The sequence below is a fragment of the Brevundimonas sp. G8 genome (assembly GCF_902506205.1).
Taxonomy (GTDB): Bacteria; Pseudomonadota; Alphaproteobacteria; order Caulobacterales; family Caulobacteraceae; genus Brevundimonas.
In genome coordinates this window covers 411,454-423,321 of record NZ_LR732816.1, presented here as the reverse complement: position 1 = coordinate 423,321, position 11,868 = coordinate 411,454, and the positions used below count along the sequence as shown (strand labels likewise).

The window sequence follows — 11,868 nt, the reverse complement described above, 5'->3', positions numbered from 1 at the left end:
GCGCGAACGGGCCTTCTCGCCCTGGTGACGAAAGACCGCCGATCAGGCCGCCGCCAAGGTTTCCAGCAAGGCTTCAAGATCGGCGGGGGCGTGAGGCGCCTCAGCGGCCGTGTCGACGATCAGCCGCTCTTGCGACCAACGACGATCTGGCGAGGAAGACAAAGTGGACGAAAGGCCCTTCGCCCGCTCGGCGCCGAAGCGCAAGGCCGTGGCCTTGGGACCGCAGCTGATCTCCGTGACGCCGGCCGACGCGGCGAGCGCGGTCAGCCTGTGCGTGCTCAACAGGGTTTCGGCCGCCTCGGGAAGCGGCCCGAACCGATCCTCGATCTCCTCTTGAAAGGCGTCGATCGCCTCGACGGCGGTCATTTGCAAGAGCCGCGCATACAGCGAGAGTCTCACAGCGGCGTCCGGCACATAGTCTGGTGGGATCCGCCCCGTGGTCCCAAAGTTCACGACGGGAGGGCGGGGGTCGGCCGCCGCCTCGCCCCGGGCGGCCCGCAGCGCCCGCGCGAGCACGCTTTGATAGAGGCTGGCGCCGATCAGATGGATGTGCCCGGCCTGTTCGTCGCCGACGAGATCGCCGCCGCCGCGCAGGTCGAGGTCGCGCGCGCTGATGGCGAACCCCGCGCCGAGCCGATCCAGGGCTTCAAGGGTCTGGAGCCGCGTTCGCGTCGTTTCGGCCAGAGGCGCCTCCGGGTCGCTGAGGAGATAGGCGAAGCCCTGACGCCGTCCGCGTCCGACCCGGCCGCGCAACTGGTGCAACTGCGCCAGCCCAAAGCGATCGGGACGCCAGACCAGAAGGGTGTTGGCGCGCGGCACGTCCAGGCCGTTCTCGATGATGTTGGTGGTCAGAAGAACGTCGCCCCGTCCCTCGGCGAAATCGGTCATGACCGCTTCAAGGGCTTCGGCCGACAGCTTGCCATGCGCGACGGCGACGGAGAGCTCGGGAACGAGCCGGGCCAGTCGCTCCGAGAGCGGCTCAAGATCCTCGATCCGCGGCACGACGACGAAACTCTGGCCGCCACGGCCCTTCTCGCGCAACAGGACGGTGCGGACGGACGCTTCGTCGAACGCGGTCAGGAAGGTGCGGATCGGCCGGCGTCGGGCGGGCGGACTGGCGATGACGCTGACGTCCTGAACGCCGACCATGGCGCTCTGGAGGGTGCGCGGGATCGGCGTGGCCGACATCATCAGGAGATGGTCCCCGCGCGCCGCCAGATCCTTTTTCAAAGTCGCGCCGAACCGGTGTTCCTCGTCGATGACGACGAGGGCCAGATCGGCGAAGGCGAGCGTCTCCTGCGCCAGGGCCTGGGTGCCGACGACGATACCGATCGTCCCATCGGCCAGGCCGTCGCGGACGCGCCGCGCCTCGGCGGAATCGACGAGTCGGGAGAGCGCCGCGACGGTCACGTCCGAGCCCTCGAACCGGCGGCGGAAGGTCTCGTAATGCTGGCGGGCCAGCACCGTGGTCGGGGCGGCGATGATGACCTGCCGGCCCGACAGGGCGACGGCGGCGGCGGCGCGCAGGGCGACCTCCGTCTTGCCGAACCCGACGTCGCCGCACACCAACCGGTTCATCGGCCGACCGGAGGCGAGATCGGCCAGGACGGCGTCGATGGCGGACAACTGATCGACGGACTCTGGAAACGGAAACCGGGCCGTGAATCGCGCATAGGCGGTTCGGGGCGGGACGACGGCAGGCGTTTGCCGCGCCTCCCGGGCGCGGGCGAGTTCGACCATCCGGTAGGCGGTCGCATCGATCTGGGCGCTGACCTCCGCGCGGCGCTTGGCCCAGCCCTGGGTGTTCAACCGATCCAGGCTGACGCTGGCGGGCTCCGAGCTGTAGCGCCAGATGCGGTTGAACTCTTCGACCGGCGCCAGGAGGGTTGCGCCGTTATGATATTCCAGCCGCACGACGTCGCGCACCACGCCGTCGGCTTCGAATTCCTCGATCGCCGTCAGCACGCCAAGACCGTGGTCCTCATGAATGACGACATCGCCCGGACGGATGTCCGTCTCGCCAAGGCCCGGATTCGGGGCGCCGGACGCCCGTGCGATCCGACCGCCGGTGATGTCGGTCGGGGTCAGGACGGTCAGGCCAAAGCGGGCATCCTCATAGCCGCCGTCAAGGTCCGCGAGCACCGCCGTCAACCCGCCGGAGTCGTTTCCGGCGAGCGGGTTCCATGATGGGGCAGGCGCCGGCGGAGCGAGACCGTTCCGCTTCAGGAGCCGGGCCATGACGCGATGCTCATGCGCCAATCCAGCAAGGACGACCGATCGCCCTTGGGATTGCTGATCCTGAATATAGTGTTTGAGCGCCGCGCCGGGGCTCCGCGCCGTCGCGAAGCCAGGTGTTGAACTGACGCCCTCTAGATCCAACGCGATCGCGTCCCGGAGCGCGGTCGTCACCTCCGCTGGCGAGAGATAGAGGCGCTCCGGAACCGGCGCCGCCGCGCCGTCGGTCTCGGTGAACTCGCGACGGGATTCATAGGCCTCGACGATCTGGTCCCAGACGCGTGTAAGGCGAGCCTCCACATCGTCGTCGCGGAGGAGGCCGGCCTCAGGGAAGGCGTCGAACAGCGTGCCGAGGGGCGCGTCATAGAAGCGCGAAAGGGCATGGGGGTCTTCGTCCGCCCGGTCGCCGTCGTCGGCCTCGGCGACGACGAGCTCGGACGCCGCTGTCAGGGTCAGGCTGGCGACGCTGTCGAGGGAGCGCTGGGTCACGGGATCGAACGCCCTGATGTCGGCCACCGTCCCATCCGGATCGAGGACGAGCCGATAGGGCGTCAGCGCCGACGGCGGGTAGACGTCGATGACCTCGGCCAGGATGGCGATTTCGCCGGGCTCGTCGACGCGCTCGTCAGCCATGTAGCCGGTCCGTCGGACGAAGGCTTCGAGCGCCTCGCGATCCAGCGGATCGCCCGTCGCGACGGAAAAGCGGACCGCCGCGACGCCTTGGGGCGGCGTTCGCTGCAGTATGGCCTCGGGCGAGCTGATCAGCAGCCGTCCCGCCGTGCCGGGAACGGTCGCATGATGCAGGACCGCCATCCGCCGCCCCATGCTTTCGCGCGACGGCGCGGCCCGATCATAGGGCAGGCAATCCCACGGCGGGAAGACGAGGACGACCGGACCCTCGGGCGCCGCCATGGCCTCCAGTGCGCGGGCGATTTCGTCGGCGCGCCGCTCGCTTGCGGCGACGAAGATCAGATCTGCGCCGGCCTCCTGGCTCCAGGCCGCCATGAGCCTCGCCGCCACGGCGGCCGGCGGGGTCTTGCGCGCGGGCGCCCTCTCGTCGGGTGCCGGCGCCGGACCGTCGACGAGGGGAAGGGGGCCGGCGATGGGGGGCGAGGCGTGGGTCATGGAAGGTCCGGAACTGCCGTGCACCAACTCCGAAAAAGGCCGTGGGTTCTGCGCGGTTACAGACACACGGGACGAATGATGCCCCGTCGCTGATCAAGCGAAGCCTCCGTTTCGATCCGTACCGCACCGGTCGCGACGATGGGGGCAAGCCGCGTCTAAGCGCTCCCGGCCGTTCGAGGACGGAGCGAGGGCATCGAAGGTTTTAAGCTCTGTCCTGAGCGTGAAAGCGCCCTTGGGGATATCACGGCATCAGGCCCATCATTATTCGCGGCGGACATGCACCTATCGCCCTTTGACGAGGGGTCATCGCGCAGACGATGCCGGATGACGGATCAGGATGGATTGAAGACGCGTCTTCAGGTCCAGACCGAGAGGCGGCATCCGCCGCAGCGATCGTCGCTGCGGCGCAAGCTGTATCAGCCCGGTTCGACCGAAACCTGGGCGCCGACCCCGTCGGTCTTACCGGCCAGGCCGGGCACCTCGTCGAGTTGGCGAAGGCTCGTGAAGCGACCCCGCTCCTCACGATAGCGAACGATCTCGAAGCCATGACCGCGCAACCCCTCGACGCCGTCAAACTCGTCGGCGGTCGCCGTGTTGAGGTCGATCATGTGTCGCCCTCCTCAGCGGATCCTGTGGGTCGATGTCCGAGGGCGAAATCGATAGCTTCAATGTCGACCTTCAGCTTGACCAGGTCGCGAATGCGTTCGTGATCGCCCGAATTCGCCGCCTCGACCGCCGTCGGCCAGACCTGGGTCTGGAGGTCCTCGCGGATCGCGTGAAGTCGGGCGGCGACTGCCGCGTTGTCAGTGCTCATGGGGTGCTATTTCAGGTCGGCGATCGCCTCGCCGGCCTCTTCCTCTTCCAGCAGGGCGGCGTTAGCAGCGTTGGCGGACAGCCGGACTTGGTTGCCTTCGATTTCGGCGACCAGACCGCCGGAGAGATAATGGTGGTGATCGCTGTGTGATCCGCTGTCGGCCTTGGTGAGCTTGATGCGGTCGCCTTCGACCTTGTCGACCGTGCCGAGGTGGACGCCGTCTGCGCCGATGACTTCCATATGGGCTTTGATCTGTGAGAGGTCGGTCATGGCGGATCTCCTTGTGACTGCGACAGCTAACGGAGACCGGCCCGCGACGTTCCAGTGTGTTGGAAGTCCGGGGGCTCTGACCAGGCCGTGCAATGTCACGGTCAGCAGGCGAGCGTCGCATGGGAACGCTTCGCCACGACCGTGGGCGATGTCGTGCGGGCATTGCGAGATGTCGAGCTGATCCAGGGTCCGTTCCAGCGAATGGCGCTCGCGGTGTTGCATCGGGCGCGTAGGCGCCCAGATCATGGTGGTTCGCCGAAGGCGCGACAGACGGGAACGCCGTCAGAGCCCTTCATTTTTGGCCTCGACAAGGAACCTTCGCCATGACGCTCACCGCACGGGAATTGCGATCGACAGTCGATGAGGATGGCGGCTTGACGCTGACGCTCGAGGACGTCGTCCTGGACGATCCCGCCCCCGACGAGATCGTTGTCCGGATCGAAGCGGCGCCGATCAATCCCAGCGACCTTGGTTTGCTGCTCGGCCCGGCGGATGCGGCGTCGGTCCGTGCAGAAGGTTCCGAAGGTCAGCCTCGCCTTCGTTTTGAAATCCCTGACGCGCGTCGCGGCGGGGTCGCGGGCCGGATCGGCCAGTCGCTCGCCGTGGGGAACGAAGGGGCGGGTACGGTCGTCGCCGCCGGTGACCAGGCGAAGGATTGGATCGGGCGTCGGGTCGGCATGATCGGCGGCGGCATGTACGCCGATCTGACAAAGATCAGGACGCGGGACGCGCTGCCGATCCCCGAAGGCGTGACGGCCGCCCAGGGCGCCGCTCTGACCGTCAATCCCATGACGGCGCTCGGCTTCGTCGAAACCGCTCGCGCCGAGGGGCATTCCGCCATCGTCCATACGGCCGCGGCGTCCAGTCTCGGCCAGATGCTCCAGCGAATCTGCGCGCGCGACGGCATTCCGCTCGTCAACATTGTGCGCTCCGATGATCAGGTTCGACTGCTCAGGGACATGGGAGCGACCCATGTCCTGAACAGCCGGGACGAGGATTTCCGAACGCAGCTGGTCGACGCCGTTACCGAAACCGGGGCGACGATTGCCTTCGACGCCATCGGCGGCGGTGGGCTTGGCGGCGACATCATGCGGGCGATGGAGAAGGGGGCGGTCAACCGGATGACGGAGTACAGTCGATACGGCTCGGCGCAGTTCAAACAGCTCTATGTGTACGGTGCGCTCGATCCGTCGCCTATGATCCTGGACCGGCTCGCCTTCGGCTTCCAGTGGAGCGTCTCCGGCTGGCTCCTCACACCCTTCCTGCAAAAGGCCGGAGCCGAGACGACGGCACGGCTGCGCAAGCGCGTCTTCGATGAGCTGACGACCACCTTCGCCACGCGCTACACCCGCACGATTGGTCTGGCGGAGGCGCTCAAGCCTGAGGTTCTCCAGGCCTATGAGCGCAAGGCGACCGGCGAGAAGTTCCTGATCAATCCGACCTTGAACTAGGATGCATTTCCGACGGCGCGCTCCAGAAGCACATCAGGCCTCTCGGGCATTTCTCCGCCAAGGCGCCGAACCGGGCGCCGATCGCTTCGGCGCCTGGTTTTCCGAGCGCCTTTTCGGCCAATGCGGCCCCTGACCCTCATTGTGGTGACGATGGGGACGGCCGACCATTTCCTTGACCGCGCACGAACAGGAGATTTCAGATGGACCTTGGGATCAAGGGGCGGATCGCCCTCATTTCCGGCGCCGATTCCGGCATGGGCAAGGAGACCGCTCGTCTTCTGCTGGAGGCCGGCGTTCGGGTCGCGCTGACCGACAAGCCGGATGGCACATTGGACGAGGCCATCATGGAGCTCTCTCCCCTGGGAGAATGCATCGGCGTGACCGGCGATGTCACCAAGGCCGAAGAGGTCTTGCGCCTCTGGGCGGAGGTCCGGGACCGCCTCGGCGATCCCGATATCTACGTCAACGCCGCGGGTGTGACAGGGGCGACGGGAGACTTTCTCGAAGTGGACGACGCCGGTTGGCTGGAGACGCTCGATATCAACCTGATGGGCGCCGTGCGGATGTGCCGGCAGGCCATCCCGGCGATGCGCCGCGCAGGGTGGGGGCGCATCGTCCTGTTCGCCTCCGAAGACGCGGTGCAGCCCTATGTCGACGAACTGGCCTATTGCGCCTCCAAGGCCGGCATCCTGAGCCTCGCCAAGGGTCTGTCCAAGGCCTACGGCGGCGACAATGTCCTGGTGAACACCGTGTCGCCCGCCTTCATCGCCACGCCGATGACCGACGCCATGATGAAGAAGCGCGCGGAAGAACGGGGCGAAACCTTCGAGGCGGCGATCAAGAGCTTCTTGAAGGAAGAGCGCCCCGGCATGACCCTGGATCGCCGAGGCAAGGCTGAAGAGGTTGCGGCCGCCGTCGCCTTTCTGTGTTCCGAGCGCGCCAGCTTCATCAATGGCGCGGGTCTTCGGGTCGACTCAGGTTCGGTCGCCACCACCGCCGGCTGATCAGGCGAAGAAGAAACAGATCGGCGGCGGGATTTTCCCGCCGCCGATGTCTTGATCAGGCGACGCCCATGCCGCCGGTGACGCCGAAGACTTCGCCGGTGATGTAGCTGCCTTCCTGGGACGCCAGCAGGACATAGACCGGGGCGATCTCGACCGGCTGGCCAGGGCGGCCCAACGGCACCTGTTCGCCGAACTTCATCACAGCCTCCTGCGGCTGGCCGCCCGACGACTGCAGCGGCGTCCAGAATGGACCCGGCGCCACGACGTTGGCGCGGATGCCCTTCTCGATCAGCTGCTTGGCCAGGGCCTTGGTGTAGGCGACGATCCCGGCCTTGGTGGTGGCGTAGTCCAGCAGAATGGCGGACGGTTCATAGGCCTGGATTGAGGCCGTGGTGATCACGGAGGCGCCCGCCGGAAGGTGCGGAACCGCCGCCTGGGCGATCCAGTGCATGGCGTACAGATTGGTCTTCAACGTCTTGTCGAAGTCCTCGGACGTGACCTGGGAGATGTCCTCGCGGTACTGTTGGCGCCCGGCGTTGATCACCAGAATGTCCAGTCCGCCGAGTTCCGACACGGCCTGTTCGACCATCTGTCGGCACCAGCTTTCGTCGGTGATGTCGCCCGGCAGGTCGATGGCCTTGCGGCCCTCGACCTCGATCAGGGCGATGACTTCGGCGGCGTCCCGGCGCTCGGACGGCAGATAGGACAGGGCCACATCGGCGCCTTCACGCGCATAGGCGATCGCGGCCGCACGGCCGATGCCGCTATCGGCGCCGGTGATCAGGGCCTTGCGGCCCTTGAGCTTTCCAGCGCCCTGATAGCTCTCCTCGCCATGATCCGGTTTGGGGTCCATGGCGCGGGCCTCGCCCGGAACCGGTTGGGGTTGGCGGGGGAAGGGCGGCTTCGGATACTGGTCGCGCGGATCCTGCAGCGTCAGGCGGTCAGTCATGGAAGGTCTCCGTTTCGGGGGTGGGGGAGGGGGTTTGCGCCTTGCCGACCGCGGTCAGCGCGGTCAGGTGGGCGAGGTGGCTGAGGCCCTGCGGCATATTGCCAAGGTAGCCCCCGGTTTTCGGGTCGATCATTTCCGTCAGCATGCCCCAACGGCCGCCCAAGGCTTCGCGCAGGCCGTCGATGCGGGCGCGCGCCTTGTCCGGCTCGCCCAGCGTCGCCCAGGCCTCGGCGATCCAGAAGGAGCAGGCGATGAAACAACCTTCCTCGGCCTCCATGCCGGTGTAGCGATAGTGGAAGACGCCGGCGCCCAGTCGCTGGTCGAGCGCCTCCAGGGTGGACCGCAGCCGGTCCGCCCCGTCGAACCTGAACCGGACGGCCAGGGCCAGGGCGGCGTCCAGCTTGTCGCTGCCCGGATACATGACGAAGGCCTGGAGGGGTTCTGACCAGCAGTTGTCCTCGACCCAAGCGAAGATCCGGTCCCGCTCCCGGGACCAGCGGTCCCGGCAGGTCGTCGGCAGCTGTCCAGCGTCGGCCAGCTCGACCGCGCGAGCCAGAGCCTGCCAGCAGCTGATCTTGGACATGGTGTAGTGCTGCTCGTCCTCCAGCTCCCACATGCCGGCGTCGGGCTGACGCCAGGCGTCCGCGCACCGGTCCGCCAGTTCGGAAAGCTGCTGGGCGCTGGCGCTGTCGAGGATGTTGCCGCAGCCGACGAAACGCGACGCCGTTTCGAAGATGTCGCCGAACACGCCATGCTGGGCCTGATCCGCAGCCCGGTTGCCGGTGACGACGGGACGCGAGCCTTGGTAGCCCGGCATGTCCCAATGGGTTTCTGGCGGCACGATCTCGCCGTCCAGACTGTAGCAGACCTTGGCGCCGTGACGCTTCAACTGCATCAACAGCCAGCTGAAGGCGGCTTTGGCCTCCGCCTGGGCTCCGGCCGCCAGGAAGGCCTCGATCGTATAGCCGGCATCGCGCAGCCAGGCGTAGCGGTAGTCCCAGTTCTTTTCGCCTCCCAGACGCTCGGGCAGGGAGGTGGTGGCGGCGGCGGCGATGGCGCCGGACGGAGAGTAGAGCAGAAGCTTCAAGGCCAGGGCGCTGCGGATGAAGTCGTCGCGATAGAGGCCGGGACAGTTCAGTCGCGCCGCCCAGTCCCGCCATTCCTGATCCGACAGATCGATCCGGGCGTCGATCTCCGCGATGGACGGCGCGACCAGCGGTTCATCGCGGCCCGCGACGATGGCCACCGTGCGCCGCTCCCCCGCGCTGACCGCGATCGTTCCGACGATGCCTTCATCGGACCATTCGCACGCGATGCGGGGATCATGGATGAACAGGCCAAGGACGCGCTCGACATGGAAGACGGTGTGGTCGCCGATCCTGGAATGATAGGGGTTGGCGGTGTCGCCCCGGCGCCCCGGACGCATCTCCAAAGCGAAGGTCGTTTGGCCCTCGAGGCCCTCGATCCGGCGGGCGAGTTCGCACCAGGGCAGTCGCCCGGCGGTTCCGCTGTTGAGACTCTCGGTCAGGCGGGCGCGACCCGTGGCTGTGGTGAATTCGGTTTCGAGCACATTGCTGTCGGGGCGGTAGCGGCGCGTGGCCGTGAACGGCCCAATCGGCGAGATCGAGAACCGCCCGCCGTCGGGGTCAAGGAGGCGGTCGAAAAGCGGCGGCGCGTCGATCGCCGGCACGCACCACCAGTCGATGCTCCCGTCCAGCGCGGATAGGGCCACCGTTCGGCCTTCGCCCAGAACCCCATAGTCTTCGAGCGCGGCGTATCCATCGGGGCGGAGCGCTTCCGAAGAACGGCCGGGGTGGGGCGTAAAGGCCGTCGTGATCATCGTTTGGAGGATCCGATCGCGAAGCCTGTCGCCACGGCGAGGCTCGCCAGCGTGCCGCAAACCGCCCACTTGAGGGCGGCGACCTGGCGACTGGAGACGAAGCCGATCCAGGGTTTCACCACCCGCGCCGTGTCCGGCCCGTCAATCGCGGCTGGTCCTTCCTCCGGGTGGTCGAGATTGCCCAGGCGGGGGAGTTGAGCGTCGCCCTGTTGCGCCGCGATCATGCCTGCCGCCTTTCGGTCGGCCAACGCCGGCGTCAGGGTCTGGGCCAGACCCATCAGCCAGGTGGACCGTCCGACGAAGATTTTGCGGCTGGGCCTCCGGACGGCCGACCACACGGCTTCCGCGCAGAGACGGGGATCGAACAAGGGGTCAGGGATGACCTGCGCCCGATCGGTGCGATTGCGCGCCCACAGGGGCTGGGGCGTGTTGACCGCAGGAAGGTAGACGGTCGTCAGAGTGATCTTTGAAGCGGCGGCGATGAGTTCGGCGCGAAGCGCTTCGGTGACGCCGTCAACGGCCGCCTTGGCGCCGCAGTAGGCGGCCTGCAAGGGCGCCGGTCGGAGCGCGAGGCCCGAAGAAATCTGGATGATCGCGCCCCGATCCACCGGGCGCATGGCGCTGAGCGCCGCCCGCGTGCCGTAGACTTGCGACAGGTAGGTGTTTTCGGTGACACGACGATAGTCGGCGTCGGTCAGGTCCTCGTCACGGCCGATCACCGTCGACATCGCATTGTTCACCCAGACGTCGATTCCACCGAACGCTTGGGTTACCTCGTGGCCCACGCGCGCGACGAACTCAGGATCCGAGACGTCGCCCGCCAGGCCCATGGCGCGGCCGCCGGAACGTGTCAGCAGACTCACGGCGCTGGCGAGACGCTCGGCCTGTCTGGCGACGACCACGACTTGCCAGTCCGCCTTGGCGAAGCGCTCCGCGACCGCCAATCCGACGCCGGCGCTAGCACCCGTAATGACGATGACGGACATGGCGATCCTAAGGACTTTGCGTTTGGAACAGTGATTGCGGCGCGCGCCACGATCAGGGAGGGCTGGGACAACGGAGGGCTGTTGGGAAGGTTGCGGCGAGAGGCGAAACCGATCCGGTAATCGGGGCGCGTCGGGGTCGCGCTTACGATGGCCACAGACGGCGAACTGACCTTGTCTTCCTCCCCGAGAAGCCAGAGGGACGCCAAGTTCTCTTGCGACGGCAGCAGGCCGCGCTGAGTGCTCAGCGGGTGCGCCGCAGATGACGATTTTGGTGAGACTTTCGCCTGACGATCATCGGGTCGACGCGACTGGCGAGCACCCGGCTGGACGCCGAAAGCGGGTTTTGCGAGCCGCGGATCTCAGAACGGCGAGACAGGCTCAAATGGACAAGGCGGGTCGTCCGCTGTCGAGCGCATGGCTTTCAGCCTGGCCCTAACCTTGAAGAACGCAACGCGGGCGACGGCGTTCGCCCGTCAGGCCCGGGCCTTCTTCAGCTCTGCGGCAAGGGCCGTTCGGCTCCGCTCGTGATCGGTCTCAACACGTCGCCTTTCGGTCTCCAGGGCCGCCTGGCGCGCGTCGAGGTCGGCGAGCGCAGACTGATGGGTTTCATCCAGCTCGGCGAGCGCCGCCTGCAGGGTTTCGATTTTGGCGCGCTTGGTCTCGGAGACACCCACGGCCTTTTTCGGCCGCGCCTTGCCGATCTTGCCCACGTCGATGGCGAGGCCGCGGGTGATGACGTCGCCGGGCGAGGCGAGGGCCGCCTCATAGTCCGGTCCGTCGCTAAGCTGGCTGGCCAGACCCGTGGCGAAGAGATCCTGTTTCGAGCCCCAGGCGTCCAGCGCCTTGGGCCGTGAACTGGCGGCCACGGTGAAGGCATGAAAGCCGTCCGACCAGGTGAAGACCTTCAGTTTCGGCGCCATCTCAGTCGATGAGGCCCCGCCGTTGCATGGCGATGATCGTGGGGTCGGTCAGGGACGCGATCACCTCCATGTCGAAGGCGTCCTCGGCCTCCATCTCGTCGGCGAAGGCGCGCGGCGCGTTCGTTCGCAGGGTGAGGAGGCGCCACGACGACTGGAGTCCTTTCTGCCGGCCGGCCAGGTGTTCGACGCGCGCAGCAGCTTCACGCCGGCGCGCGATTTGACGAGGGTCTTGCGTATTCCCATGGTCCAGTCCTCCCGAACCAGAGCCTGACAC

At 67.2% G+C, this 11,868-nt stretch carries 10 protein-coding genes; 2 read left to right on the top strand and 8 right to left on the bottom strand.

The window, feature by feature from the left end:
• Window positions 1–42: 42 nt before the first annotated feature.
• From CHRYSEO8AT_RS02030 to CHRYSEO8AT_RS02015, 4 genes are all read right to left on the bottom strand, one after another.
• The gene (locus CHRYSEO8AT_RS02030) at window positions 43–3,360 is read right to left on the bottom strand and encodes a DEAD/DEAH box helicase (RefSeq protein ID WP_159845528.1); all 3,318 of its coding nucleotides are present in this window, start codon (window positions 3,358–3,360) and stop codon (window positions 43–45) included.
• 416 nt (window positions 3,361–3,776) lie between these two features.
• Window positions 3,777–3,968: a helix-hairpin-helix domain-containing protein gene (locus CHRYSEO8AT_RS02025; protein ID WP_159845525.1), complete on the bottom strand. Its 192-nt coding sequence runs from the start codon at window positions 3,966–3,968 to the stop codon at window positions 3,777–3,779.
• Entirely contained in the window at window positions 3,965–4,174 is a 210-nt protein-coding gene (locus CHRYSEO8AT_RS02020; RefSeq protein ID WP_159845522.1) for a hypothetical protein, read from the bottom strand. Before CHRYSEO8AT_RS02020 ends, CHRYSEO8AT_RS02025 begins: the two co-directional genes overlap by 4 nt.
• A gap of 6 nt (window positions 4,175–4,180) precedes the next feature.
• Window positions 4,181–4,444, bottom strand: coding sequence for a DUF2171 domain-containing protein (locus tag CHRYSEO8AT_RS02015; RefSeq protein ID WP_159845519.1), 264 nt, complete (start codon window positions 4,442–4,444; stop codon window positions 4,181–4,183).
• Between the two features lie 374 nt (window positions 4,445–4,818).
• On the opposite strand from CHRYSEO8AT_RS02015, the gene CHRYSEO8AT_RS02010 reads away from it, so the two are divergent.
• Together CHRYSEO8AT_RS02010 and CHRYSEO8AT_RS02005 are read left to right on the top strand one after the other, a co-directional pair.
• Entirely contained in the window at window positions 4,819–5,895 is a 1,077-nt protein-coding gene (locus tag CHRYSEO8AT_RS02010) for an NADH oxidase (protein WP_236547386.1), read from the top strand.
• A 200-nt stretch (window positions 5,896–6,095) separates the two neighbouring features.
• Window positions 6,096–6,899, top strand: coding sequence for an SDR family NAD(P)-dependent oxidoreductase (locus tag CHRYSEO8AT_RS02005; protein ID WP_159845513.1), 804 nt, complete (start codon window positions 6,096–6,098; stop codon window positions 6,897–6,899).
• A gap of 55 nt (window positions 6,900–6,954) precedes the next feature.
• Here the strand turns inward: CHRYSEO8AT_RS02005 and CHRYSEO8AT_RS02000 are convergent, their stop codons facing one another.
• From CHRYSEO8AT_RS02000 to CHRYSEO8AT_RS01985, 4 genes are all read right to left on the bottom strand, one after another.
• A complete protein-coding gene (locus CHRYSEO8AT_RS02000) occupies window positions 6,955–7,848 on the bottom strand; it encodes an SDR family oxidoreductase (protein ID WP_159845510.1) in 894 nt (297 codons plus the stop codon).
• A complete protein-coding gene (locus tag CHRYSEO8AT_RS01995) occupies window positions 7,841–9,688 on the bottom strand; it encodes a glycoside hydrolase family 15 protein (RefSeq protein WP_159845507.1) in 1,848 nt (615 codons plus the stop codon). The genes CHRYSEO8AT_RS02000 and CHRYSEO8AT_RS01995 overlap by 8 nt, the downstream gene beginning before the upstream one ends.
• Complete coding sequence (locus tag CHRYSEO8AT_RS01990; protein WP_159845504.1) at window positions 9,685–10,674, bottom strand: SDR family oxidoreductase; 990 nt, start codon at window positions 10,672–10,674, stop codon at window positions 9,685–9,687. The genes CHRYSEO8AT_RS01995 and CHRYSEO8AT_RS01990 overlap by 4 nt, the downstream gene beginning before the upstream one ends.
• A 473-nt stretch (window positions 10,675–11,147) precedes the next feature.
• Window positions 11,148–11,594 carry a hypothetical protein gene (locus CHRYSEO8AT_RS01985; RefSeq protein WP_159845501.1) on the bottom strand — a complete coding sequence of 149 codons (447 nt, stop codon included), beginning with the start codon at window positions 11,592–11,594 and terminating at the stop codon, window positions 11,148–11,150.
• Window positions 11,595–11,868 lie beyond the last annotated feature (274 nt).